Below are 24,583 nucleotides of genomic sequence, written 5' to 3'. Positions count from 1 at the left end.
CTTGCTGCCTCCTTTCTGTTCCAGTCGATCTAATCGCACTATATAAAAGCTACCTAACCACACCCTTACATGCAGTTCTGAATTTTCTTACAATTTTAACCCCAGTAAAATAGAAAAAGACTGTATGCCACTACAGTCCTTCTTACTGTAAGATAAATAAATACTAACAGCTGATAAATATTTTTCTTACGATTGACTTACATACGCTTGACAATTAAGTAACTTATAAATAGTATTAATAGCAAAAATATGTAGAAGTTGGGGATGTCCTGGGTATGTTGGGCACTTTAGTGAATGCGCTTACATTTTGAAGGGTCTACATGCTATTTTTTGAATCAAAGTTAAGTGTGCCGCATTATACTCCTTATTTGGTTAGAAAGCGTTTATTTACTTACCTGGAAAAACATTTAGACTGTTCCCTCATCTGTCTGATAAGTGACGGCGGCTACGGAAAAACCACACTCGTTTCGAGCTTCACCAAGGAAAGGAATATACCCGCAGTCTGGTATAAGCTCTCACAAATCGACAGTAATCCGGCTGTTTTTCTCTCCTATTTAAAAACCGCGATTATGAGAAAAATATCCGGCGAAAATGTGATCTATGATGTGTCGGACGCTGACCTTTCCCGTGAGCTGGATAAAATTATGAGCATTTTATCAACCTGGCCGGAACAGCTCATAATCGTTTTGGATGATTATCAGACGATTGACCAAAGCCGGGAGATCGAACGGATGTTAATCAATATTCTATCTCATGTCTCCCCTCACGTTACCTTTATCATTACGAGTCGCATACGCCCTAATTTAAATCTCGTAAATTTAAAATTGAAAAATAAACTGGCCCACTTGAGTACAAAAGAGCTGAGATTTACTCCAGATGAAATCAAGCAATACTTTTCCCGTTTACACAAAATCGACTTACGGAACCAGGAAGTTCATCTCATTTATTCAAAAACAGAAGGCTGGCCTGCCTGCCTGCAATTATTGCAGGACTTGATCAAAGATATTAATGTAACAGAGCGATTGCCGTTTTGGATAAACTTCAAAGGAACCGAAGATATTTACAATTATTTAGGTGAAGAAATTCTTGCCAAACAAAGTGATGAAATTAATTATTTTCTTCGGCGGACATCGATCCTTTACGAGCTTAACCCGGAAGTCATTGACAAATATTTAAACATTCATCACTCAGAGCAAATTATTGACCACCTGCTGACAAATCATCTCTTTATTTATCAAAATGATTATGGCGAAGTGCGCTACCACCCTTTATTTCAAGCCTTTCTGACGAAACAACTGACAAAACAATCCGAAACCGACACGATTCAAAAGCTGCATAGTCAACTTTCGACAATCTATGAAGAAAAGAAAGATTTCTTTCATGCATTTGCCCATGCTATCTCCAGTAACAATTTTTTTGTAGCGACACAAATCATGGCAAAGATGAAAGAATTTTATCCGCCCTCCAGGTTTGTCGAATTTGTTGATTGGTTTTTCCAGGAAGTTTCTCCCCGGTTACATACAGCCAGTATTGGATTATTCCTTGTAAAATGCCTGCCGTTAAGCGCTTTGCAAAAAGTGATACCGGCGATGGAAAACAATTTAAAACAATATGGTAACCAACTGAATCCATTATCGGTTTCTCATTACAAGCATCAACTGGCCGCCGCTTATTTTTACAGCGGGGAAATCGGGAAAGCTGAACAGCTTTGCGCCGAATCCTTGCAAGAGTCCCATCAAAACAAAGATAATCAGATGATCGCGATTAACCTTTCACTCCAATCTGTCATTTATTTCTATAAGGGCAACGCTGATAAAGCGCTTGAAGCTGCTCAGGAATCGTTGTCATATCCAAATCTGAACAATTTTTTTCACCCTACTCATATTTCATCGTGGATATTAGCGGAAGTCCATCTCATGAACAAGAAATTAGATAAGGCGAAACTTCTGTTAGAAGAAACATTGAAAATATCAAAGCAACGCCATAACGCTTCTATCATTTATCCTTACTGTTCAATGGGGAAATACTTTCGCTTAATTGGCGATCATCACCACGCGCTCGAATGGATTAATAAAGCGAAAGCTACGGCCGAGGAGTTTCAAATCGAATATGCGATGGCCTGGGTGTATAAGGAACTTTCCACGACTTACATTGAGCTCGAAAATTGGGATTTGGCAGAGCTTTACTTATCTAAAGCGTACACTTATGTCACGGACTCCGCCTATTTAAAATGCAACATTCTGCAGTTACAAACGAGCCTTTACACAAAGCAGGGAAAAAATGAAGCTGCGGCCGCTACATTAAAAGAGTTTCAGGATATTTGCACCGGCAAAAACTATCACTGGTTACTCTCCTCAGCTTCGACTGAAGTAGCGCTCCACCCCGAACCGGAGAGGAAGCCGGTTCTTATCAAGGAGAAACAGCATGCTGACCGCACCGCTCTTTCCATCACAACGTTGGGAAACTTTGAAATCCGTGCCAATCATAAGCTCGTACCTATTAAACGAAAGGCCAGCTTGCACTTGCTGCAATATTTGATTACGCATCAAGGGAGTAAAATAAACAAAGACAGCATCCTTGAAGAACTTTTTCCTGGCGGGCTGATGGAATCGGCGAACAACCAGTTCTACGTCGCCTTATCCAACTTGCGTAAATCGTTGGAGCCCGATTTAAAAAAAGGACCCTCATCCTCTTTCATTAAGCGCGATGGTGAACATTATTATTTAGATACAGAGTACATTCACCTCGACATTAATGAATTCACCCGATTAGCAGAGCAAAAAAACTCCCTTAGTCCGTTAGAAAGAATTCAAGATTTGAAACAAGCTGAAGCTTTATACAAAGGAGACTACTTCGAGGGCTATCCTTACAATATCTTTTTAGAGCTTGACCGGGAAAGGTATCGCGTCCTCTATGTGAATCTTCTGCAGGAACTGGCCGAATATTATTGGAATACCGGGGACTTTTCAACCGGACAACATTATTATGACAAATTATTGAACAAAGAACCTTATCAAGAGAGTATTTACCTCGATTATATCGAGAAGCTGCTGACAGCGAAGATGCTTCTTCACGCCAACAGAGTGTCAAAGCTTTATCAGCAAATGATCGAAAAAGAACTCGGAATCCCGGTCGTAGCCAAAATTGAAGCGATGTTCACCAACTATTCAAAATCGATGTGAAACAGGATCGGTTTTAAGAGAAACCGCCTGTTTTTTTTCAGCATTTTCTCATTGCCTCCCTTAACGGGTAGAGGATAGCCTTGCTTTCATGCTATTGTGTTAGAAACGACAGAATATAGTCGGACGAGCTACATTCAATAAAAGGAAGGATCGAGATGAAGTTAAACCGGGATTCACAATTTATTCGCGAGGTCCGTTTGAAGGAGGAACTGATTTCGTCTTACGACACTTTTCCGCTTACGCTCCCGTTTATGCAAAACTTCGGGACGGTGTCCTTTCATCCTAACTTGACGTGTCTGATTGGCGAAAATGGGATCGGAAAATCAACGCTGCTTGAAGGAATTGCAATCGCCCTGGGATTCAACCCGGAAGGCGGCTCATTGAATTTTTCTTTTTCCAGCTATGATTCTCATTCAAATTTGGACAGCTTTTTGCGTGTTGTGAAAGGAACCAATCGGGCGAAAGATAGCTTTTTCTTCCGGGCGGAAACGTTTTACAATGTCGCCACGAATATCGAAGAATTAGATAAAGAACCGGCTGCCGGACGTAAAGTGATAGATTCCTTTGGAGGAAAGTCGTTGCACGAACAATCACATGGTGAATCTTTCTTTGCCGCCTTTACCGAACGGTTTCGGGGAAACGGGCTGTACATATTAGATGAGCCAGAGGCAGCGCTTTCTCCCCTGCGGCAGCTGTCGATGTTAGCGAGAATGCATGAGCTGATTGAGCAGGACTCACAGTTTATTATTTCAACCCATTCCCCGATTTTAATGGCTTATCCGGGTGCGAAAATCATCCAGCTTACCGAGGAAGGGATGGAGGAAATCAGCTTAGAGCAGACCCAGCATTATTCGATCATGAAGCAATTTTTTGAAGACAGGGATCGCCTGTTTCATCATCTTTTTGCTTGAGGACGCCTCTGGCAAAAAAAGAAAGAGCTTGAGACAAAACTAGCTTTGGACCTACTGGCAATGGCTTCACACGCCACAAGCCCGTTGTGAAACCCACTCACAACGGGCTTGTGGCGGTTCCGCTCATTGCTTAGAGGCTGGTCAAAAGGTAAAAAACTACCTTTTGTCCAGCCTCTTCGCTTTTTATTTATTTGCCAGAAGTTGTTCAATGCTGGCGATTTCGACGCATGTGCAGAGAACGTTCAACGCCTCTCTCAATTCGTCTATTGCTGGGAACGTCGGCGCAATCCGAATATTCCGGTCGCGCGGATCAATGCCATACGGGAAAGCCGCACCGGCTCCTGTCAATGTCACGCCAACTTCCTTTGCGAGGGCTACCGTTTTACGGGCGGCGCCATCAACAACATCGAGGCTGATGAAATAGCCGCCGTTTGGCTTTGACCACGATGCGATTCCTTTGCCGCCAAGCTTCTCTTCAAGCGTTGACAGGACAAGCTCGAATTTTGGCTTAATCAGTTCCGCATGCTTTTTCATATGCGCCTCCAACGGTTCCACTTCGGTGAAGAAGCGGACATGCTGGAGCTGGTTGATTTTATCGAATCCGATCGTCTGGGAGGACATCAGCTTGAGAAAATGAGCGATATTGTCGCGGGCTGCCGCTATGACAGAGACACCCGAACCTGGAAATGTCACCTTCGACGTTGAAGCGAAGATGATCGGCCGATTCGGCTGACCGGCTTCTTTAGCCGCAGCGAGAACATTTTTCAATGAATCGTGCTCATCCGTCAAATGATGAACCGTATAGGCGTCGTCCCAAAACAGACGAAAATCATTCGCTTTCGCTTCCATCGAAACGAGACGCTCGACCGTTTCATCACTGTATGTCGAGCCGGACGGATTGCTGTATTTCGGCACGCACCACATTCCTTTAATCGAATCATCGTCACGGACGAGACGCTCGACTTCATCCATATCCGGACCTTCTTCGTTAATCGCTACCTGAATCATTTCAATGCCAAACAATTCACATATCGCAAAGTGGCGGTCGTAGCCCGGCACCGGACAAATAAACTTGATCTTCCCCTGCTTCGACCACGGGGCGCTGCTTTCTGGGAAACCAAATACCATTCCACGCATAATCGTATCATGCATTAAATTAAGACTGGAATTCCCACCGACAATCACTTCTTCTGTCTCTACCCCAAGTAAATCAGCAAAGAAACGTTTCGCTTCCGGAATGCCATCAAGCTGTCCGTAATTGCGCGTATCAACGCCATTTTCTGCGTTCATCGCTGATTTTGAGGAGAGGACATCCAACATTGGCATCGATAGCTCCAATTGTTCCGGACTCGGTTTGCCGCGGGACATATCCAATTTCAAATTTTTCGTGCGATACTGCTCATAGTCGGCCTTTAATTCAGCCAAGCGGTCTTTCAACGCTTCTTCTGATTGATCATGTAACTGAGTCAACGTCATTCGAGCTCCTTTGTTTCAATAATTTTCTTTACTCCTACCATTGTAAAACAACTTTCGCCAAGATGTTAGTCTCGTTTTTTAGAAAAAACAAATTAGTGTTAAAACTTGTCCTGTAAATATTCCTTCTTCACCTTTCATAATAATTGTACCTGCTTATTAGTTTTGATAAAAAGCCCTGTCTCCATGCGGGGTGCTGGACTTATCCGGAAATCATATTTTTGATTACTACTTTCACGTATGCTCCACCCTCTTCACGATTTGAGGCAACAATATTCCCCCCATGTTTTTGAGCAATTGTTTGCGCTATGAATAATCCTAGTCCTGCATGCCCTGATTCACCAGCTCTGGCTGGATCTTCTCGGTAAAACTTTTTAAATACGTTCGATATATTACTTGAAGAAAAACCTGGACCATTATCAAAAATCTCAAACTCAATATACGGGTCCTTCCTCGTGGATATCCATACAATTTCGCCTCCAGGCTGAGTATAACGTAAACTGTTGGTAAACACATTATTCAGCAATTGATCGAGACGACCGGGATCGATGAACACCGGCTTATGTTCATCTTCTTTGCTAGGACGGATTTCCCATTTAAAAACAATCTGCTTCCCTTCTGCCAAAAGCTGAAACTGTGAGGCCTTTTCCTCAACCCAGTTGGTTAGGTCGGTTTTAGAAAAATGAAGCCGATAATCAGCCTGAGCGACTTGTGAGACTTCGTTTAATTCTTGAAGTAATTGAATTGAACGAACGCAGCCTTTTTGAATCGTATGTAAGTAATGATTCACCCGTTCAGGATTAGGGTTTTTGCTTTCAAGTAGTACATCAACATGACCTTTAATAATGGTAAGGGGGGTCTTCAAGTCATGGGCGATTGCCGTTACCATTTCTCTTCGCTCGCGCTCCATTCCCCACTGACGCTCTAAAGAATCCTTTAACGCTTCCTTCATTTCCTCAAAAGCCAGAACGAGTTGATTCAATTCTTCAATACTATCTATATGCAATAGCGAAAAATCGAGATCATGATTTCTAATCTTATTGGCACTGGCGATAATCTCATTAAATGGCTTTTCGATCTGAAAACTGATCCGTTTTCCAAATAAATATGCAAACAGATAGAAGAATAAAAATGGAAAGATAAATGCTAAAACCGCTAAACTGTAGAGTACCATCGTACTTTCCTGATTCGCTGCCATGACAGAAAGTTGATAGCGAAAACCAATCGCTCCGTTTAGGGTTCCATCCTGAAACAGCGGATAGAACCTCACAATTTTATTTTGATCATAAAGATTCTGATGTAAATGATTTACCAAGTCTTTTGCAGAAGAAAGATACTGTTCCTGCATCGTGCCATACACTATTTCTCCATCAAGATTCACAACTTGATAATCAATCCCTTCAAGGGGAATTTCACGCTCGATCACCTCTTGCATGCTCTCCTGTAAAACATCCCCCTGATGATCAATCACCTTCACAATTTCCGGTAGCTGATTTTCATAATAATTTGCTGGATGTAATCTCTCGTTTTGAATGAGCTGCCAAAATACCGCAAACAAAATACCCCACGCACATAATGTCGCGACAATACTGGAAGCCAGTATAAGATAAAAGGAAGATGTTATTCGCCGCCGCAGCGTTTTTGTATGCTTCCTTTTTAACATTCCCATTTGTAGCCGACTCCCCACATGGTCGTAATGTAAGTGGTATCCGGATCATGCTGTTGCAGCTTTGAACGAATTTTCTTGATATGCTCCGTCACGGTTGATGAATCTCCGGTTGCTTCTAGGCCCCAGATATGTTCATAGATTTGCTCCCTTGCTAATACTTGTTTCGGGTGCATAGCAAAAAATTGAATTATCTTGAATTCACGATTGGTAAACAAGATTTGTTTATCAAAACAGTAAATTTCATAGGCTTGGAAATTAATCCGTAAATTCTTCTGTTGCAGCACTTGATATGTTGTCCGTTGCAAGCGATGCTCGCGACGAAGATGAACATAAATTCTCGTTTTTAGCTCCTTCATGCTAAACGGCTTCTCAATATAATCATCACCGCCTGCCATCAAACCTTTGATGCGATCCTGTTCACTTTTTCTCGCACTGACAAACAGGATTGGGCAGGAAAGATAGTGGCGAATTTTTTCGCAAAGCTCAAAGCCATCTGTTCTTGGCATCATCACATCAAGAATAATAAGGTCTGGATTGCGCTGCAAAGCAAGCTCCGCCTCGTCGCTATTTAATGCAGTCAAGACCGTGTAGCCTTCATCCTCCAAAGAATCCTTCATAAATGACACAATATCTTTTTCATCATCGACGATCAAAATAGTCTGATTCATTCCCTTCACCCTACCCAGTCACGTTTTTTCCAAAGCACTATATTTATTATACCGCTTCCAAGAATAAGTGACAGAATGACCATTAACGTGCTGACTTGCAACTCAGCCATGATGAGAAAAATCGAATCAGACATCGTCACGAAAAAATAAAATTGCTCGGATACATACAACAGCGCAATAATAAAACCGACAATACCACCATAGGCCAGAATTGAATTTGGCATCAGTGAACTAATTACACTGCCTATCGAGATCACTGCAAACAAGATCAAAAATGCGATTAAATAGAACACGATTCCATACACCACTGCTTGAAATGGCCGTAAACTTCCAGTCTGAAAAAAAGCCACCTCTTCCACTTGCGGAAAGACGAGTTGACCATAGAATGTTGCCAATAGCCATGTGATCAGCAACAAAGAAAATATTACTGCTCCCTGGACGCTTAACTTAACAGCGAGCAGCATCACACGTTCATGCGGACGCAGGAGCACGAGCCGGTACGCTCCCGAAGTATGCTCTCCGTTAAAACTATCAACAACAAACATTGGTATTATTACAAAAGTAAGGAAAAACGCTAGCTCCCGTAGAAAAAAAGGAGCCGTATTCAAGCTATTTAACGATACAGCCTCCTCAGCATTATAGAAACTGATCCCGCCCACGATGTACAGGAATAATGCCTGAAGTCCGACAAGCAGCAGATAAATCATAATTACGACCTTTGTCTTTTTTCGTTTAAACATCCGTTCACATTCACTGATCCATACTCGATGTATCATTCTGTCACCACCTTAGTAAAAAAAATCATTCTTTTTCATCACAAGCAGCGTTGCACATGAAAAAAAGACAATATAACTGGCAAGAACGCCCATATTCCACATGACCATCGACGAGTTTTCAGCTAACATATATGTTATTCCCTGCCATTGGATCATCGGAATAGACGTAAAAAACAGCTTAAGAAATAATTCATTTCCTATCACCTTATCAAAGAATGATAAGAGATAAGGGTATGCAAAAGAGAGAAACAGAAAACTGATTCCCGTCCCCATGGCTCCTGTCGTCGTTCTGGAAAGACAAGCAAAACTAAACAGCGTCGACAGCACCGCAATAGAAGTCAGCCATGCAAGGGTGTAAAATTTCAAACTGTACAAAAACCCAGCGTAAGGACTCGCCATTCCATCGTGATAAAACAACGCCAGCTCTTTTGGAGAGGAAAAAAAGAAGGTCCCAACCCCATAGCTTCCAACAAAGTAAGCAGCAAAAAAAAGCGTAATCACAGCAAAGGCAGTGAAATATTTAGCAAGAATAATCTCAAGATTTGAAAACGAACGCATTAAGATCAGGCGGATGGAGCGTTCTTGATATTCTTGGGTCACCAACAAGGTCACGACGACAAGAATTACACCTTGAAACGCTGTAAATAACATTTCCGAAAGGGCCATAACCGGAAAATTCCACAATACTGTGTACTGGGGACTGATAGACGACAACTTTTCATTTTCTCTGGTCAGGAAGCTGGCTGCCCCGATTAACATAACAGGTATCAACCCGAATAATAGCCACACTGACTTACGTCGCCATAACCGCTCCCACTCGCTTCGGACTAATGCCTTCATTGTGACACCAACTTAATAAAAGCATCTTCCAAACTCTCATGATTTAGGGCCAGTTCTTCTTTTTCTCCACTCCAAATCAGTTCTCCATGTCGAAGTACAACAAGTTGCTGACAGATCTTCTGCAACTCATCAAGTAAATGGCTCGAAATCAATATCGTTAATCCGTAAACATGATTTAACTCCAGTAGCAGTTCGCGGATATCTCTAATCCCCATTGGGTCGAGTCCATTAACCGGTTCATCGAGGATCAGAACGGATGGTTTTCCAAGCAAGGCCTGAGCAATCCCTAAACGCTGCTTCATTCCCAGCGAATAGGTCTTCACTTTGTCATCTCCCCGCTCTTGCAAACTGACAATCGCTAGCACCTCTTCCACTCGTTTCTTTTGTTCCTGTTTAGATAGCTGGGGATGAAGACGTGCCAAATTGCGCAAATTCTCCCGACCCGTCATAAACGAAAAGAAAATTGGAGCCTCCACAATGGCACCAATGTGCTGCACTGCTTGTTTTCGCTGAATAACAATATCCCTTCCATTAACTACAATCTCTCCCTTTGAAGGCATCACAAGTCCTGTTAGTAAGCGAATCAGCGTCGTTTTCCCAGCCCCATTTGGGCCAAGCAGTCCGCAAATTGTCCCTTTCTTTACATTAAAGCTAATATCGTCCAGTAGCTGACGCCCTCTGACTCTCTTTGTCAGGTTTTTAATTGAGATACATGCATCGTTCATTATTTATTCCCTCCCTATGGAAAAGAATAAAGAGTAAAAATAAACTTTTTATAAAGTTGGAGGAAGAAGTTCTACTAAAAAACGGAGTCGCCAAGAATGGCGTTATGGAAGATTATTGTTTAAAGATATTACTTTCAGAAAAACATAGTAATTTGGTATAATTTTAAAGGAACTTGAAAACAGAGACATAACAAAGTAGGAGACGGAACATGAACAAATATGAGGAAGACACGCATCATCGAAACAACACATTTAGATCGCAATTGGCCGCGCTGGTGACACATCAGCATTTTCAAATTGCCATTATCGCGATTATTTTTCTTAATGGCCTCGTTATTGTAGCGGAGACCTATTTAAAGGGCAATGCCATCTTGCTGACCCTGGATAAAATCATTGTCTGGATTTTTATCGTGGAGCTTATTTTAAAATTGATCGGACTCGGCCCGAAAAGATATTTTTCAAGTGGCTGGAATCTATTTGACTTTTCCATTGTCGCTGCAAGTATCCTGTTCTACTCTACCCCTTTTGTCAGTATTCTCAGATTGGTACGGGTGATGAGACTGATCCGGATGATCCCGGCGATTCCGGCGCTCCGGAAAATTATTGACTCGCTATTAAAGGCTGTGCCGGCCCTGACGGGAATCTTAGGCCTGACCTTTCTCATCTTTTCGATTTATGCGATTATCGGCACGACATTCTATCATGACGTTCTGCCGGCTGAGTTTTTTGGCAGCTTTCACTCATCCTTGTTTACGCTATTGCAGGTTGTAACGTTTGAATCGTGGGCCAGCCAGGTGGCCAGACCGGTGATACAGGAAATTCCTGCGGCGTGGATCTTTTTCGTGTCGTTCATCATCATTGGCGCCCTGGTAATCTTGAATCTTGTCGTTGCTGTCATTTTAAGCTATTTGAACGCCGATGAGGATGCGCACCGCGACGAAAAGCTGGAGCAGGTGCTTGAGGAAAACAGAGAGGTTAAGAAAGAGCTCGCGGAAATTAAGGCGCTGCTTCAGAAACGCTCATAGGAAAACCGCGCAGAAAGGCTGACTAACCATCCGGTAGTCAGCCTTTTCTTTTTTAGCGTACCTCTGCGCCGAGACTGCTTTTGAAATGCTGCAAAGCGAAATCATGCCCGGCCGGATTAAAGCTGGCGACCCCATTTTCGTGTACGACGAGATCATAGCCACGCTCGTAGGCGCCATAAAGACTGTGAAGGACGCAAATATCAGTCGCTACTCCGACGAAATGGAGCTCCGTGATCCCTTTTGCGCGCAGTTTCAGATCAAGGTCCGTTCCGCTAAATGCTGAATACCTCGTTTTGTCGAGGAAATAGACATTTGGCCGGTCGCGGATTTCTTCATACAGCTCACCCAGCTTTCCGTAAAGCTGCCGACCCGCAGTTCCGCGTATATTATGAGGCGGATACAGTCTCGTCTCGGGATGGTCCTCATCTTCCCGTTCATGCACGTCAACGGCAAATACGACAAGCTCACCCGCCTCCACAAATTGGCGTGTCAGTCTGACGATCTCCTCTTCGATCGTCTGACCGGGCTTCCCGCATGTCAATGCTCCGTCCGGCGCGACAAAATCATTCGTGTAATCAATATTAATCAACGCTTTCATCGATTTCATCCTTTCCTGATCAGCAAGCCGAAGCGCTGTTATTTTTTCAGTTTAAACACGATGAAATTGGAGTAGCGAAAGTTATCGGAAAAGGCTCGATGCTTTTGCAACATGTCAGCTGACGGCTTTGGTTCTTCAATCGCTTCCAGCTGAAACCCGGTTTTAAGCAGGGCATTGATGTAACTTGTCAATGTGCGATGGAACAAAAGCATATTTTCCTCTTCGCCAAACGGCTGTTCATACACCCCTTCATAAAAATAGTTATCGGTGTTCCAGTGAAGCTTTTCACCACTGTCCGTTTTTTCCCAGCCTGAGTCCGGAGTAACAAAACAAGGGTGAAGAATCGAGAAAATAAAAAGTCCTCCCACCGTCAATAAACGGTACATTTCATGAAATGCGCGTTCATAATCAGCCAAGTCCTGGATTACCATGTTGGAAACGATGACATCAAAGCAATTGTCCTCAAAAAGAGATAAATCCTCGCAGTTAGCGCGATGATAATTAATGCCTAAATTTTGTGGTGTTCTTTCTCCGGCAATTTCGATCATTCGCCCAGCGTAATCAACCGCTGTTACATTTGCGCCGGATCGCGCCAGCAGCCGGCTTAAGTACCCTTCGCCACAGCCGGCATCGAGTACGTTTTTATGTTCTACATTTCCGAGCAGAGAAAATAAAACAGGATTTAGCAACACTTCCCGATAGAGATCTCCCCATTCCGTCTGGCGCGTTGCATATGCTTTAGCAAAACCATTCCATCTCCGGATCGCTTCCTCCGTACCAAATTGTCGTTGCATATCTCCATGCCTCCCTTCCAGTCCTCCTATCATTCTAGCGGCATCTCGCAGAATCCTGCCCTGACAGATGAAATCTTTATTTGCTTCGTTGGATGCCGGAGACTATAATGCTACTATAAGAAAAGCGGCTTGCCCCCGTTGAGTAGGCTTACAACCTCCCTTGAAGTGGCTACATGGGTGGCTGGAATTTTATAAATTTTTATCCTTTAAAAAAACCACGTACTGAATGTACATGGCTGTGGGGTGAACGTATTTGGATATCTTTGCAGTTCTTTCATTTTTAGGCGCCGCCATTCTTTTAACATTAATGCCGGGGCCGGATAATCTGTTTGTTTTGGCCCAAAGCATCGCGAAAGGAAAACAAGCGGGAATCGCCACAGCGCTCGGACTTTGCACCGGCCTGCTCGGCCATATCGCTGCGGCGGTGATCGGGCTTTCGGCGCTCATTTATCAATCGGCCCTGGCCTTTACGATCGTCAAATACGCCGGTGTCGCCTATTTGCTGTTTTTAGCTTATAAAGCGTTTCGGGCCAAGGAATCGGGCTTTGGGCCATTAAAGGCCGATTCTCTGGATTATCGTGCGCTTTACCAAAAAGGTGTGATCATGAATTTACTCAACCCGAAGGTTTCGTTATTTTTCTTAGCATTCCTGCCGCAGTTTATTCAATATGAAGCGGGAGCCGTTGCCGGACAAATGCTTGTCTACGGAGTCATCTTTCTGCTCCAGGCGCTCGTTCTTTTCTCACTCATAAGTGTGTTCGCCGGAAAGATTGGTACTTTTTTGCGGAAAAGTCCGGGGCTCGCCAGGAAGATCCACTTGATCGAAGGAAGTCTTTTTGCTTTCATCGGCTTGAGAATCGCCTTTAGCGATCATAAATGAAGGATATGAGGAAGTGTGGCTCACTCCCCTTCCTCAAACACCTCCATAGCCAAATCATAATTCACTCCGGCGGCGGCACCTACCCCTTGACCGGCAGCGATAATCAATTGTGAAGGCCCGGATTGCGAAGTATCTCCCGCGGCATAGACTCCGGCCACATTTGTTCTTCCTAACCCGTCAACAACAATCCCGCCGGCTTCATTCAGCTTACATCCGAGTGCTTCAGCAAAATCAGTCGGCTGTTTGAGCTTGGTTTGCACGAAGCCGCCAGTTCGCTTTATTGCTGTACCATCGCGAAACAGCACGTTTTCCAGCTTCCCTTCCTCTCCCTCCAGACCGGTAATTTGCTCCTCCTTCACCCTGATTCCTTTCCTTTCGAACAACTGCTTCTCTTCCGCTGACAGTACCGTCTGCCCATTCGTGCAAACGACGAGATCATTGCTCCACTGGTAGATTAGCTTTGCTCCGTGAACGACATGCTCTGTTTCAGCAATCAGGATCAGGGGCTGATCCCGTAATTCCCAGCCATCGCAATACGGACAGCTGAAGAGGCTTCTTCCATAATAGGACTCGATCCCCTCTATCTTTGGCAGGCTTTCTTTGAGACCAGTGGCAATGATGACCGTACGGCTTCGATGATGCTCACCGTGCTCTGTCATCAGCGAGAAGTGCCCCTCCGCTTCTTTTTTCACCTCAACTACCTTGACTTGTTCAAAACGGACCGATGGATATTGCCGGATATCCCGGTGTCCCAGCTCACGGAATTCATCTGGTGACACTCCATCCCTCGTAATAAATCCATGCGAATGCCGGGTTACCCTGTTTCGCGGCTGACCATGATCAAAAAGCAGGACATTTCGTTTTGCCCTCCCCAATACGAGCGCCGCATTTAATCCGGCAGGACCACCGCCGATAATAGCACAATCAAACATATCATCCACTCCATTCCCTTTATAGATATTAAAGACTTCTTAAATCTATAATTAATTTAAAAAAATTACTGAACAACTGCATGCAGCGAGTCGACCATACTTTGATCAACCTTCTTCACAATATCTTCAATCGTCCGGCTGCGTAAATGTTCTTCCATTTTCTGTTCGGCTTCATTCATAACTGCCTCGATCAAACAGCCTTCGCGCTCCCCCGGCCGATGCTCAACATGGCAATTGAACATCGAATTACTTCCCTCAATGGCCTGAATGATGTCTAAAAACGCGACCTGCTTACTATCCTTAATTAAGCGATAGCCGCCGTTCACTCCAGTCACCGATTCAATGAATCCACCCTTCACCAATGTCGTCAACACTTTTGACAAATAGCTCGGTGACACGCGCTGCACCTCGGCCAATGGCTTGACACCGATCGTTTTTCCGGAAGGCAATAGTGCCAAATAAACAATTGTATGGAGCGCGTAATTTGTTGCCTTTGAATATTTCACCTTCTCACCACCTGATTTCACATTACAGATTCAACAAGTCTATAATATCCTTAATCTAACGATGCTGTCAATGATTCTCCTCCTTGATGCAAACACCATCCTTTACTTTCCCGCGCGAATCGACTATGATATAAATCGTAATCATTTCGTTTTACAAACAGGAAGGTGGTACTTATGGCAAAGAAATCAAAGATTGCAAAAGAAAAGAAACGTCAGGAACTCGTGGCCCGTTATGCCGAAAAGCGCAGAGAATTAAAAGAAAAAGGAGATTACGTGGCACTCAGCAAGCTACCACGCGATTCTGCCCCAAGCCGTTTAACGCGGAGATGCGAGTTAACCGGCAGACCGCGTGGCGTACTTCGTAAATTTAAACTGTCACGGATTGCCTTTCGCGAGCTGGCACATAAAGGGCAGGTTCCGGGTGTGAAGAAATCGAGCTGGTAAAAAGTTTGAGTCGGACAAAGCCATGGATCGCCAAAAGAGAAATGGCCTAGAGGAGGAAGATAACGAAAGTATCCAACTGCAATACCGAACAAAGCACCAACGTAGCGGATGAAATAGACGTTGCCTCCTAAGAAAGGTACTCGAAGAAGAAAGAATGGCTTCTAAAAAAGGAGCTCATGTTTTTTCAGTAGCCCGAGAAGGCCTCACCAGCTTCCCGTGGAAAGCGAAGTCTATTTCAGAAGCAGTGCAACTGAGTCTTGCTGTCCTTTGTTCGGATATCCAAGTAGTTTAGATACTTTTTTCCCGACCTCTTCCCTTAAAGGAGGAATATACAAGATGAACAAAGTTCCTGTCACCGTATTAAGCGGTTATTTAGGTGCCGGAAAAACAACACTTTTGCAACATATTTTAACCAATTGTGAAGGGTTGAAGGTCGCCGTGATTGTCAACGACATGAGCGAGATCAATATTGACGCGATGCAGGTCAAAAAGAGTCACTTTTCCAGGACAGAGGAAAAGCTCGTTGAATTGCAAAACGGCTGTATTTGCTGTACTTTGCGGGAAGACCTGATGCAGGAAGTCGAACGGCTCGTCCAGGCGGGCGGGATTGATTATATTGTGATTGAGTCATCAGGCATAAGTGAGCCGATTCCTGTTGCACAAACCTTTACCTATATTGATGAAGAATTGGGAATTGACTTAACGAAGTGCTGCACGCTCGATGCGATGGTGACCGTCGTGGACGCGCACCATTTCTGGGAGGATTATCTTTCAGGAGAAACGCTGGAAGAGCGCCGGCAGGGAGTAGATGAAACCGACACGCGTGAAATTTCCGACCTGCTTATCGATCAAATCGAATTCGCCGACGTGATCCTCCTTAATAAAACCGATCTCATCGAAGAGTCTAATTTGCGTGAACTAAGCGGCTTTATCCGCAAAAGCAATAGCGCGGCCGTCATTATCCCGACCGCTTACGGAAAAGTCGAGCTGTCCTCGATCCTCCATACCCGGAAATTTGATTTTGAAAAAGCGAGTCAGTCAGCGGGCTGGATCAAGGAATTAAACGAGGAGCACACGCCGGAAACAGAGGAATACGGCGTTTCTTCTTTTGTATATCGCAGGCGCCGACCTTTTCACCCTGAGCGGCTGATGGACTGGCTCGAGCACTGGCCTGACGCAGTGGTACGAGCAAAGGGCTTTTTTTGGCTCGCCAGCCGAAATGAAACTGCCGGTCTGCTGTCACAAGCAGGCACGACAATTACGATCCAGGGAGCCGGGAAGTGGGTTGCCGCTTATGACGAGGACGAGCAGAACGAGGTTTTGCGCGAGGAACCTGAACTTTTACAAAAGTGGGATTCAGATTACGGCGACCGGATGACCGAGCTTGTTTTCATTGGTATTGACATGGACGAGGAAGCCGTCAGCCATTCTCTTGACCAATGCCTCTTGCGCGATGAGGAGATGACCGTAGACTGGTCGGGCTTTGCCGATCCGCTCCCGGCTTTTGTCGAAGCATAAGAGGCTCTGAGTGACGTAGAACCAGCTTTTGATGATGGTTACTCTTGGTGCATTGGGGTAAGACAGGGTATGCATGGTAAATAGACGAAGCAGCTATGTATTCTCGATACATTTCTCGATTTGTTGTCCGATAGGAAAGAAGCTGATCTTCCGGACATATCTACTACACAAAGCGGACGGGATGAAAGGCCGACTCTGCAGGATGAGAGGGCAGGCTGACATCCACCGGCGTGCCGGTTCGTTCAACGCCCTCCTGCGGAAAGCGTGCCCCGATCCGGGGAGTGGGTTCGAAGCTCTGGTTCGTGACAAATATCATACCAAAAAAGCCTGTCGACCGTCTCACTTTTGCGAGACTTTGTCGACAGGCTGCTTTCCTTTGTTTTCAACTCTGATTTCCGCTAATAAAGCGCCATAAGCCGCTAAAAACCTTGGCCTCGTATAAAGAAACGAGCAGAACGAGCAAGACAGGTCCGATAAATAAGCCGATAAAGCCAAAGAGCTGCAAGCCGGCAAACAGGGAAACGAGCGTCGCCAGCGGATTCAGACCAAGGCTTGAGGAAAGTACTTTCGGCTCAGCCAGCTGGCGCAGCACAATCGTAATCGTATACAGAATAAGCAGGCCAAATCCAAGGAACAAATCCCCCGTTACCAAACAGTAAATCCCCCACGGAATTAAAATAAGCCCTGTACCCAAATATGGCAGCAAATCGACGAGGCCGAGAATGAGAGCGATCGTCAAAGCCTGTTCAATATTTAAAATAAGCAGACCAATGAAGTTGACGACAGCAGTCATGCTAATTAAAATAAACTGCGCTGTCAAAAAACCGACAAGCTTCGTTTTTAAATCACGGTAGACGCTGGCAACCTGTCCGGAAGCTCTGATCGGCAGCTTTTCTTTGAGCCACATCTTCAACCGGTTCCAATCCTTACTGATAAAATATAAACCGAGCAGGACGAATAAAAACACTGTCAATGTCAGTGGCAGCGCGCCGACTAAATGAGAAAGACTATTAGCTATCGCCTGTCCGGCATTTCCGAGAATCGAGGCAAATTGACCGCCGAGCTGCTGAATGCTCGTCTCAATCGCGTTCTGCTGAGCCGGATCGAGCTCATCAATGATCCCGAGTCCTTTCATCCACAAAGGAACGACATGCTCGTTAAAATATGTTTGCAAATTACGAGAAATCATTTCGATTTGCTGCGGGACAAATTGGGATAGATAATGAAAGCCATCAATCAGCTTGATAATGATCAAAGTCAGCAAGCCGCCAACCAGTCCGAACAGGACAAGAATCCCGGTCAGAACAGCAAGTGGCCGCGGAAACCTTGTTTTTTTCTCAAGAATATTGACGAGCGGATTCATGAAAAAAGCGAAGACGGCAGCGATGAGAAACGGAAAGGTCAGCTTGACAAAATAGTACAGGATGAACCAGCCAAGAACGACCAGCAAAGCAACAACGAGCATTCGTGCAATGACCTGAAGCACCTTATTGTTCCCCACTTGACACCTCCAGCTAAGATCAGTCAGTCACCATCAGCTGACCGTTTCGATTCACAACTGCTTTTTCTGTTCAAACCGGCTCAAAAGGAAAGCGCATCCCGCCCCAATCAGGAAGGTCAGCACACTGACCAGCAGCAAAAAGCGATCCGTGCCGATGCCCGGGTAAATCACGATAATTGACCCGATGATAAAGCCGATAATAACCGCATATGTCCCTACCCTGAATTGCCGCAAAAGCCAGGCGATAAACCGGCTCGTGACAATTAAGCCGATTGCGATACCGGCCCCGACTGTAATAATCACAGGAAAATTGATCGTCGATAACGCATTGACGACCGTCGGGTAAACGCCGAAAAGTAGAAAAATAAACGAGCCGCTAATTCCCGGTAAAATCATCGCCGAGCTTGCCAGCCAGCCGGCGAAAAATAAAAGCGCATAGTCACCTGTCGTTAACGCTGTCATCACCGGAGCAAGCTCGTCTTCTTTAATAAAAACCGTCAAGCCGACGATCAACGCTCCGATCAGCAGCAGGCCATAATGAACCGGCGTAAAGCTGCGTCTAAACTCAATATCGTGCAACAGCTTAGGAATGATGCCGATAATAAGACCAAGAAAAAAGAAAAAGGTCGGCTGCGGGTATTCGGCCAGCAGCCACTCTACGAGATGGCTGACAGCGAGGAGCGCTGCGCCAATGCCGATTCCGAGCGGAAGTAAAAACAAGAGATGCTTTTTCCACTGTCTCGTGAAAAGGCCGTTAATCGCCGCTAAAAGATTTTGATAAATACCTAACACTAACGCAATCGTTCCGCCACTTACTCCGGGAATAAGGTCGGAGATCCCCATTGTCATACCTTTAAAAATGTTACGCCATTCAAACAACACATATTTCTCCTTTTCTAAACAGGTCGGTTCCGTCTTTTTGTCCACTATCTCATATGTAAAATTGACCGGGAAGCAAACTGTTGTAATCAAATGAAACTGTTTTTTATCGACGAAGGTTATTGATTTCCATCATCATTCTACCATTTCGCGCCATGATCAGCATCTCTTCTCGAATCATCCTCCTTTTAAAAAAGACCCTTACCATCGAAGCAAACGCCTTTTCATTGAATGAAAGACGGGGCTACTGGTAAAGGTCTGGCTAACAACTTGATCCGGTTGCCAATAAAGCCGAGGATCTGATCCCGTAATGACGACTTTATTGTACAGCTACTCCCCTTTAATAAGGTAGTATTCGATTATAGCCATAATCATACCCGAATTGGTCATTTGATACAACTTGTTCACTGCTTTTCCTATTTTTTTCACAATTTTGCTTCAGGCTGGGCCATGACTATCTTTAATCCTTCGGCAAAGTCCGGTCGTAAAATCCCTTTTTCCGTAATAATCGCCGTAATTAAACGGTGATCGGTGACATCAAAAGCAGGGTTGTATGTTTTAACATTGGCCGGCGCCATCGGCTCTTCGTACCACTTTGTCGTAATCTCCGCTGCATCACGTTCTTCAATGACTATGTCCTTTCCTGTTTGGCACGAGAGATCAATCGTTGAAGTCGGCGCACAAACATAAAAAGGAATGCCGTAATGCCGGGCGAGAATCGCCACACCCGAGGTTCCGATTTTGTTAGCCGTATCGCCGTTAGCCGCAACACGGTCACAACCGACTAGCACCGCCTGAACCTTGCCTTCACTCATCACAATTGACGCCATATTGTCACAGATTAAGGTGACATCAATCCCGGCTTCTGACAGTTCCCAGGCCGTCAGGCGCGCTCCTTGAAGCAAGGGCCGCGTTTCATCGGCGTACACCTTAAATTGATACCCCTGCTGTTGTCCCAAATAAATTGGCGCAAGCGCCGTTCCGTATTTCGCCGTCGCAATCGTGCCGGCGTTACAATGCGTCAAAATGCCGTCTCCCGGCTTCAGCAACGATAAAGCATATGTCCCAATCGCCTCACAGACCTGCTCATCTTCCAGGCGAATCGTTTCCGCCTCTTCTTTCAGCGCGGCGACAAGCTGCCCGACGTCCGCTGTTGCTTTCATCTCGGTCACCAGCCGCTTCTCAAGCCGTTCAAGCGCCCAAAACAAATTAACCGCCGTCGGACGTGAGGAGCCGAGGTAATCCTTTACTCTACCAAAAGCGGCAAAAAGCTCATCGGATGTCGACGCGCCACTTTGCTTAGCACCTAAATAAGCACCGTACGCCGCCGCAATTCCGATAGCCGGCGCTCCTCTCACCTTCAAATGGTAGATAGCCTCCCACACATCCTCAGGCGTTTTCAATGTTTGATAGACCTTCTGTGCCGGCAGCAGTGTCTGATCTAAAATGACGACAGCCTCCCCCGTCTCATTTAAGATGACGGATTGGACAATATCGATAATGTTCTCCATGTCCTTCCCTCTTTTCTTCAGCTCTCAAGAATCGTTTTGATGAAATCCTGGCCGTTGCCGTACTGTTGCCGGTTGAGAATCAGCGTCTTTCCAACTTTTAAACAGAAGATTTCTGCTTCCGCCCGGCTCTCCCGGTCTTTGATTTCCGTTAAATCCTTGACTTTAGCCAGTCCGATAACGCGCCGGCAAAGCTCAAGTCCGCAGACCGCCGCCGTGTCCTCGATAATTCTTTGAAGATAGTAGTCAAGAAACCCTTCGTAGGACGCGACCTGTTCTGTTACTTCGCGCTTATAGGCGACGATAAATTTTTCTTTAAACAAGTCTATCGTCTGCTCAATCGTCTCGAGAATATAAGCGCAAAACTGCTCACGCTCCGCTTTATCTATCAGCGTATGATGGCCATTGACATAGGCAAACAGCAAATTGGCGATCACATTGCCGATATCATATCCGGCCGGGCCATAAAAGGCGAATTCCGGATCAATCACCTTCGTTTCCGTTTCTGTGACGAAGATTGAGCCGGTATGCAGATCACCATGTAAAAGCGACTGGGCATTTGTCATAAAGTCGAACTTAAGCTTCGCCGTTTCCAGCGCCAGCGCCTTGTCATTCCAAATTTCCTCTTCGACAAATGCCCGTGTGCCGTCAAACACTTCATTGCGCGGGCATGGGTAGAAAGGCTCCGTATAAACAAGGTCCTCTGTGATTTCACACAGCTCAGGATTAATAAACGATTTAACAAGTTCCTTTTTCTCTTTATGATTGAGCACAAGATCCGATGTCGCCAGGAGAGTATTGACTAAAAACGTGGAAATATGATCAGCGAATTTCGGAAAGGTTCTCTTTTTTAAGAATGCTGTTCTTAAAATTTCATAGTCAGACAGATCCTCCATCACACAGCAGTTCATGATCGGATCATAATGATATACTTTTGGCACGAAGCCTTCTGCCAGCTTCCCTTGCAGCCGTAAAATATCACTTTCAATCCGGTTGCGATCCGGAGAGACTTTGAACTCATCCGAAATGCGCGCCACCGGTCCGGCCTGCTTAATAATAATCGATTGGCCGCCTTTCTGATCGCGAATCCGAAACACATAGTTCAAGTTTCCATCGCCAATTTCCTCACATGTCAATTCAGCGTCCGCCGGAAAAATCGACAGTCTTGTCTTCGCATAGTCGACCGCTTCGGCTTCCGTCATCGTAAAATACTTCTCTGTAAATGTCGTCATCATCTTCCCCTCCCCGTTCATCGGTTTACTTCTGTCTCGTTTTATAATATGTCAGGGCCAGTGCCAAAGCGAGCACCGTTCCTTTTACAATATCCATCGCGTAATAAGGTACACTCATCATCACAAGACCATTGGCCAATATTCCGATTAAAACCGCCCCGACAAACGTACCGAGCGCATTCGGCTTTCCAGCTCCGAGGACGGCAAAGCCGATAAAGGCCGCGGCGACCGCATCCATTAAATAAGGGCCGCCGGCATTAATTTCCGCTGTCATCACCCGCGAGGCAAGGACGATCCCTCCCAATGAGGCGAATAAAGCCGAAAGCAGGTAGGCAACCACCTTGTATTTGTTGACGGGAATACCGGAGAGCCTTGCCGCTTCCTCGTTTCCACCGATGACATACATATAACGGCCATGCTTGGTATGTGTAAGAAATATATGAACAATGAAAACAACGACAAGCATGATGATAATAATATAGGGCACCTGGCCGAGCTTGGCGAAGCCGCTGCTGATCGTTCCCTCCGCATAGCTGCCATCCGGCATAATCATATTTTCAGAGACGGTCGCCCCTTTTGTGTAAGTCAGGGCCACACCCTGAATAATAAACATCGTCGCCAACGTCAACAGTAAATCCGGTATCCGGACTTTGACGATCATAAAAGCGTTAAAGGCGCCGACAAGCAAGGCAACGGCAATCGCCGTCACGATCGCCACCGCTGTCGGCTGGGAATACCAGACAAACATCGAAATCACGACAGCACTGGCGAGCGAGGCAACTGAACCGACTGACAAATCAAAGCCGTCGACCGCCAGGGAAATCGTGATGCCGATCGCGATAATCGTCACGATCGAGATCGAGCGCAAAATCGTAATGATATTATCCGCTTTAATAAAGGACGGGTTCACGCTGGCAAAGACAATAATCAGCACGACTATCAAAATCATCGTCCCGTATTTATATAAAAAATTAAACAAGTCAAAGGACGCTTTATGGTCGCCCCTTTTTTGTTCCGCCATATTACTTTCCTCCAGTTGAGAGGTATAACAATTCCTCTTCGTTCGTAGTGGATGTGACGAGTTCCTTTGTCATTCGTCCATCGTACAGCACATACACCCGGTCGGTAATCCCGAGTACTTCCGAGAGCTCGCATGATGCGTAAATAACCGCTTTCCCGCGTTCGGCAAGACCGGCGATCAATTCAAAAATATCCTTTTTCGCGCCGACATCAACACCTTTCGTCGGCTCATCAAAAATATACAGATCGCTGTCGGCGATCAGCCATTTACCGATCGCCACTTTTTGCTGGTTCCCGCCTGACAGATGCTTGACGGTTGCCGCCGTCCCGGGCGTTTTGATCGCAAGTGCTTCTATGATTTCCTCAGCCTTCCTTCGTTCCTTCTTGACATCAACGAAACTGAATCGCTTGAGAAAGTTTCCAAGGCTTGATGCGGTCAGGTTCGTAACGACCGACTCTTCGACGAGCACCCCTTCCTTACGGCGCTCCTCCGGCACAAGCGCGATCCGCTGGCGTACCGCCTCGGTCGGACTTCCGATTGTGACGTTCTTCCCTCTAAGCGAAATCGTGCCGGCCTTCAGCTTTTCTGCTCCAAAAAGTAGCTTGCACAGCTCGGTTTTCCCCGCGCCGACAAGGCCCGCTACGCCGATAATTTCCCCGGCTCTGACTGTCAGACTGACATCATCTACCTTATCGCCGTCGGAAATATGGGCAGCTTCAAGCACGACTTCCCCCGCCGATTGCCGGCGCTCCGGAAACTGGGCCTCAAGCGACTTGCCAAGCATATGCTCAATCACCGTGGTCGCGCTCGTGTCACTAGTGCGCTCGCGGGAAATGTAGCAGCCGTTTCTCATCACCGTGATTTCCTCGCAAATCTCAAACAGCTCCGGCAGACGATGAGAAATGAAAATAATTCCAACATCTTTTTGTTTCAGCTCATTCACGACGCGAAACAGCTGCTTCGTTTCCGTCAGGCTGAGCGGTGCCGTCGGCTCATCTAAAATGAGAAATTTGCACTCCGTCGACACGGCACGGGCGATCAGCACCATCTGCTTTTCAGCAAGCGAAAGCTCGCTGACCAGCTTTCGCGTCGGCAGCTTGACTTGAAGCGTCTCAAGGATCGCCGCTGCCTGCTGGTGCAGTCTTTTCCAGTCAATGACCAATTTCTTCTCTTTATTGGCCACAAGAGCGTTGAGCATAATGTTCTCCGCGACGGTTAAGCTCGACACAAGCGCTGTATCAACTTCCTGGTAAACGATTTGAATGCCGTGCTGCCGGGCATCCTTCGGGGAGCGAATGTCAATAAGCTCCCCATCAAGGTAAATCTCCCCGCTATAGTGGTTGTACACGCCGGACAGCACTTTCATTAACGTTGATTTCCCGGCGCCATTGGCACCGATCAGCGCGTGGGCCTGTCCCGTCTCCATTTCGAATGAAGCGTGATCCAATGCCCGCACACCGGGGAACTCGATTGAAATATTGCTCATTTTCAAGTTCATACC

General features: G+C 45.6%; 22 protein-coding genes and 1 pseudogene. 6 read left to right on the top strand and 17 right to left on the bottom strand.

Features of this window, described 5'->3' with window-relative positions; translation table 11 throughout:
• The first annotated feature begins 320 nt into the window (after nucleotides 1-320).
• Both M3212_RS11585 and M3212_RS11580 read left to right on the top strand, forming a co-directional pair.
• On the top strand, nucleotides 321-3,182 hold the full coding sequence (locus tag M3212_RS11585; protein WP_251194137.1) for a BTAD domain-containing putative transcriptional regulator: 2,862 nt from the start codon (nucleotides 321-323) through the stop codon (nucleotides 3,180-3,182).
• Between the two features lie 155 nt (nucleotides 3,183-3,337).
• Nucleotides 3,338-4,093, top strand: coding sequence for an AAA family ATPase (locus M3212_RS11580; protein WP_251194136.1), 756 nt, complete (start codon nucleotides 3,338-3,340; stop codon nucleotides 4,091-4,093).
• Nucleotides 4,094-4,276: 183 nt separating this feature from the next.
• Here the strand turns inward: M3212_RS11580 and M3212_RS11575 are convergent, their stop codons facing one another.
• The 6 genes from M3212_RS11575 to M3212_RS11550 form a co-directional block, all read right to left on the bottom strand.
• A complete protein-coding gene (locus M3212_RS11575) occupies nucleotides 4,277-5,569 on the bottom strand; it encodes an aminotransferase class I/II-fold pyridoxal phosphate-dependent enzyme (protein WP_251194135.1) in 1,293 nt (430 codons plus the stop codon).
• A gap of 199 nt (nucleotides 5,570-5,768) precedes the next feature.
• Entirely contained in the window at nucleotides 5,769-7,235 is a 1,467-nt protein-coding gene (locus tag M3212_RS11570) for a sensor histidine kinase (protein WP_251194134.1), read from the bottom strand.
• The gene (locus M3212_RS11565; RefSeq protein ID WP_251194133.1) at nucleotides 7,223-7,903 is read right to left on the bottom strand and encodes a response regulator transcription factor; all 681 of its coding nucleotides are present in this window, start codon (nucleotides 7,901-7,903) and stop codon (nucleotides 7,223-7,225) included. Before M3212_RS11565 ends, M3212_RS11570 begins: the two co-directional genes overlap by 13 nt.
• Before the next feature lie 5 nt (nucleotides 7,904-7,908).
• Nucleotides 7,909-8,679, bottom strand: coding sequence for an ABC transporter permease subunit (locus M3212_RS11560; RefSeq protein WP_251194132.1), 771 nt, complete (start codon nucleotides 8,677-8,679; stop codon nucleotides 7,909-7,911).
• Between the two features lie 12 nt (nucleotides 8,680-8,691).
• Complete coding sequence (locus M3212_RS11555) at nucleotides 8,692-9,519, bottom strand: ABC transporter permease (RefSeq protein ID WP_251194131.1); 828 nt, start codon at nucleotides 9,517-9,519, stop codon at nucleotides 8,692-8,694.
• The gene (locus tag M3212_RS11550; protein ID WP_251194130.1) at nucleotides 9,516-10,244 is read right to left on the bottom strand and encodes an ABC transporter ATP-binding protein; all 729 of its coding nucleotides are present in this window, start codon (nucleotides 10,242-10,244) and stop codon (nucleotides 9,516-9,518) included. Before M3212_RS11550 ends, M3212_RS11555 begins: the two co-directional genes overlap by 4 nt.
• Nucleotides 10,245-10,453: 209 nt before the next feature.
• On the opposite strand from M3212_RS11550, the gene M3212_RS11545 reads away from it, so the two are divergent.
• Nucleotides 10,454-11,269, top strand: coding sequence for an ion transporter (locus tag M3212_RS11545; protein WP_251194129.1), 816 nt, complete (start codon nucleotides 10,454-10,456; stop codon nucleotides 11,267-11,269).
• Between the two features lie 52 nt (nucleotides 11,270-11,321).
• On the opposite strand, the gene M3212_RS11540 is transcribed toward M3212_RS11545, so the two are convergent.
• Together M3212_RS11540 and M3212_RS11535 are read right to left on the bottom strand one after the other, a co-directional pair.
• Nucleotides 11,322-11,876 carry a cysteine hydrolase family protein gene (locus tag M3212_RS11540; RefSeq protein ID WP_251194128.1) on the bottom strand — a complete coding sequence of 185 codons (555 nt, stop codon included), beginning with the start codon at nucleotides 11,874-11,876 and terminating at the stop codon, nucleotides 11,322-11,324.
• A 29-nt stretch (nucleotides 11,877-11,905) separates the two neighbouring features.
• Nucleotides 11,906-12,661 (bottom strand): class I SAM-dependent methyltransferase, encoded by a 756-nt coding sequence (locus M3212_RS11535; protein ID WP_251194127.1) that lies wholly within the window; start codon nucleotides 12,659-12,661, stop codon nucleotides 11,906-11,908.
• Between the two features lie 307 nt (nucleotides 12,662-12,968).
• Here M3212_RS11535 and M3212_RS11530 point away from each other — a divergent pair, with 307 nt between their 5' ends.
• Entirely contained in the window at nucleotides 12,969-13,541 is a 573-nt protein-coding gene (locus M3212_RS11530; RefSeq protein WP_434084046.1) for a LysE family translocator, read from the top strand.
• 20 nt (nucleotides 13,542-13,561) lie between these two features.
• On the opposite strand, the gene M3212_RS11525 is transcribed toward M3212_RS11530, so the two are convergent.
• Together M3212_RS11525 and M3212_RS11520 are read right to left on the bottom strand one after the other, a co-directional pair.
• Nucleotides 13,562-14,473, bottom strand: a complete 912-nt coding sequence (locus tag M3212_RS11525) for an NAD(P)/FAD-dependent oxidoreductase (RefSeq protein WP_251194125.1) — start codon at nucleotides 14,471-14,473, stop codon at nucleotides 13,562-13,564.
• A 65-nt stretch (nucleotides 14,474-14,538) separates the two neighbouring features.
• Complete coding sequence (locus M3212_RS11520; RefSeq protein ID WP_251194124.1) at nucleotides 14,539-14,979, bottom strand: Rrf2 family transcriptional regulator; 441 nt, start codon at nucleotides 14,977-14,979, stop codon at nucleotides 14,539-14,541.
• Between the two features lie 174 nt (nucleotides 14,980-15,153).
• Between M3212_RS11520 and rpsN the strand changes: the two genes are divergently transcribed.
• Nucleotides 15,154-15,423 carry a 30S ribosomal protein S14 gene (gene rpsN / locus M3212_RS11515; RefSeq protein ID WP_251194123.1) on the top strand — a complete coding sequence of 90 codons (270 nt, stop codon included), beginning with the start codon at nucleotides 15,154-15,156 and terminating at the stop codon, nucleotides 15,421-15,423.
• 336 nt (nucleotides 15,424-15,759) lie between these two features.
• Nucleotides 15,760-16,941 (top strand): GTP-binding protein, encoded by a 1,182-nt coding sequence (locus M3212_RS11510; protein WP_251194122.1) that lies wholly within the window; start codon nucleotides 15,760-15,762, stop codon nucleotides 16,939-16,941.
• Between the two features lie 10 nt (nucleotides 16,942-16,951).
• Here M3212_RS11510 and M3212_RS11505 read toward each other — a convergent pair.
• From M3212_RS11505 to M3212_RS11475, 7 genes and pseudogenes are all read right to left on the bottom strand, one after another.
• A pseudogene (locus M3212_RS11505) lies at nucleotides 16,952-17,101 on the bottom strand (IS5/IS1182 family transposase); the annotation flags it as partial.
• 222 nt (nucleotides 17,102-17,323) lie between these two features.
• The gene (gene ytvI / locus M3212_RS11500; RefSeq protein WP_251194121.1) at nucleotides 17,324-18,442 is read right to left on the bottom strand and encodes a sporulation integral membrane protein YtvI; all 1,119 of its coding nucleotides are present in this window, start codon (nucleotides 18,440-18,442) and stop codon (nucleotides 17,324-17,326) included.
• A gap of 51 nt (nucleotides 18,443-18,493) precedes the next feature.
• A complete protein-coding gene (locus M3212_RS11495; RefSeq protein ID WP_251194174.1) occupies nucleotides 18,494-19,291 on the bottom strand; it encodes a DUF368 domain-containing protein in 798 nt (265 codons plus the stop codon).
• Nucleotides 19,292-19,746: 455 nt separating this feature from the next.
• Nucleotides 19,747-20,832 carry an S-methyl-5-thioribose-1-phosphate isomerase gene (gene mtnA, locus M3212_RS11490; RefSeq protein ID WP_251194120.1) on the bottom strand — a complete coding sequence of 362 codons (1,086 nt, stop codon included), beginning with the start codon at nucleotides 20,830-20,832 and terminating at the stop codon, nucleotides 19,747-19,749.
• 17 nt (nucleotides 20,833-20,849) lie between these two features.
• Nucleotides 20,850-22,061, bottom strand: coding sequence for an S-methyl-5-thioribose kinase (mtnK, locus tag M3212_RS11485; RefSeq protein WP_251194119.1), 1,212 nt, complete (start codon nucleotides 22,059-22,061; stop codon nucleotides 20,850-20,852).
• Between the two features lie 25 nt (nucleotides 22,062-22,086).
• On the bottom strand, nucleotides 22,087-23,082 hold the full coding sequence (locus tag M3212_RS11480) for an ABC transporter permease (RefSeq protein ID WP_251194118.1): 996 nt from the start codon (nucleotides 23,080-23,082) through the stop codon (nucleotides 22,087-22,089).
• A 1-nt stretch (nucleotide 23,083) separates the two neighbouring features.
• The gene (locus M3212_RS11475) at nucleotides 23,084-24,580 is read right to left on the bottom strand and encodes a sugar ABC transporter ATP-binding protein (RefSeq protein WP_251194117.1); all 1,497 of its coding nucleotides are present in this window, start codon (nucleotides 24,578-24,580) and stop codon (nucleotides 23,084-23,086) included.
• Between the last annotated feature and the right edge of the window lie 3 nt (nucleotides 24,581-24,583).

This window comes from Halalkalibacter oceani (assembly GCF_023715705.1).
Classification (GTDB): domain Bacteria; phylum Bacillota; class Bacilli; order Bacillales; family Bacillaceae_D; genus Halalkalibacter; species Halalkalibacter oceani_A.
This window is presented reverse-complemented; position numbering and strand designations above follow the sequence as displayed.

Coding starts and splice junctions, on each gene's coding strand:
- M3212_RS11585 (WP_251194137.1), top strand. CDS start 321: ATGCTATTTTTTGAATCAAAGTTAAGTGTGCCGCATTATACTCCTTAT.
- M3212_RS11555 (WP_251194131.1), bottom strand. CDS start 9,519: ATGAAGGCATTAGTCCGAAGCGAGTGGGAGCGGTTATGGCGACGTAAG.
- M3212_RS11550 (WP_251194130.1), bottom strand. CDS start 10,244: ATGAACGATGCATGTATCTCAATTAAAAACCTGACAAAGAGAGTCAGA.
- M3212_RS11530 (WP_434084046.1), top strand. CDS start 12,969: ATGCCGGGGCCGGATAATCTGTTTGTTTTGGCCCAAAGCATCGCGAAA.
- M3212_RS11495 (WP_251194174.1), bottom strand. CDS start 19,291: ATGACAATGGGGATCTCCGACCTTATTCCCGGAGTAAGTGGCGGAACG.
- M3212_RS11535 (WP_251194127.1), bottom strand. CDS start 12,661: ATGCAACGACAATTTGGTACGGAGGAAGCGATCCGGAGATGGAATGGT.
- M3212_RS11540 (WP_251194128.1), bottom strand. CDS start 11,876: ATGAAATCGATGAAAGCGTTGATTAATATTGATTACACGAATGATTTT.
- mtnA (WP_251194120.1), bottom strand. CDS start 20,832: ATGGAGAACATTATCGATATTGTCCAATCCGTCATCTTAAATGAGACG.
- M3212_RS11560 (WP_251194132.1), bottom strand. CDS start 8,679: ATGATACATCGAGTATGGATCAGTGAATGTGAACGGATGTTTAAACGA.
- M3212_RS11580 (WP_251194136.1), top strand. CDS start 3,338: ATGAAGTTAAACCGGGATTCACAATTTATTCGCGAGGTCCGTTTGAAG.
- rpsN (WP_251194123.1), top strand. CDS start 15,154: ATGGCAAAGAAATCAAAGATTGCAAAAGAAAAGAAACGTCAGGAACTC.
- M3212_RS11575 (WP_251194135.1), bottom strand. CDS start 5,569: ATGACGTTGACTCAGTTACATGATCAATCAGAAGAAGCGTTGAAAGAC.
- M3212_RS11480 (WP_251194118.1), bottom strand. CDS start 23,082: ATGGCGGAACAAAAAAGGGGCGACCATAAAGCGTCCTTTGACTTGTTT.
- M3212_RS11545 (WP_251194129.1), top strand. CDS start 10,454: ATGAACAAATATGAGGAAGACACGCATCATCGAAACAACACATTTAGA.
- M3212_RS11525 (WP_251194125.1), bottom strand. CDS start 14,473: ATGTTTGATTGTGCTATTATCGGCGGTGGTCCTGCCGGATTAAATGCG.
- M3212_RS11475 (WP_251194117.1), bottom strand. CDS start 24,580: ATGAACTTGAAAATGAGCAATATTTCAATCGAGTTCCCCGGTGTGCGG.
- M3212_RS11570 (WP_251194134.1), bottom strand. CDS start 7,235: ATGGGAATGTTAAAAAGGAAGCATACAAAAACGCTGCGGCGGCGAATA.
- mtnK (WP_251194119.1), bottom strand. CDS start 22,061: ATGACGACATTTACAGAGAAGTATTTTACGATGACGGAAGCCGAAGCG.
- M3212_RS11565 (WP_251194133.1), bottom strand. CDS start 7,903: ATGAATCAGACTATTTTGATCGTCGATGATGAAAAAGATATTGTGTCA.
- M3212_RS11510 (WP_251194122.1), top strand. CDS start 15,760: ATGAACAAAGTTCCTGTCACCGTATTAAGCGGTTATTTAGGTGCCGGA.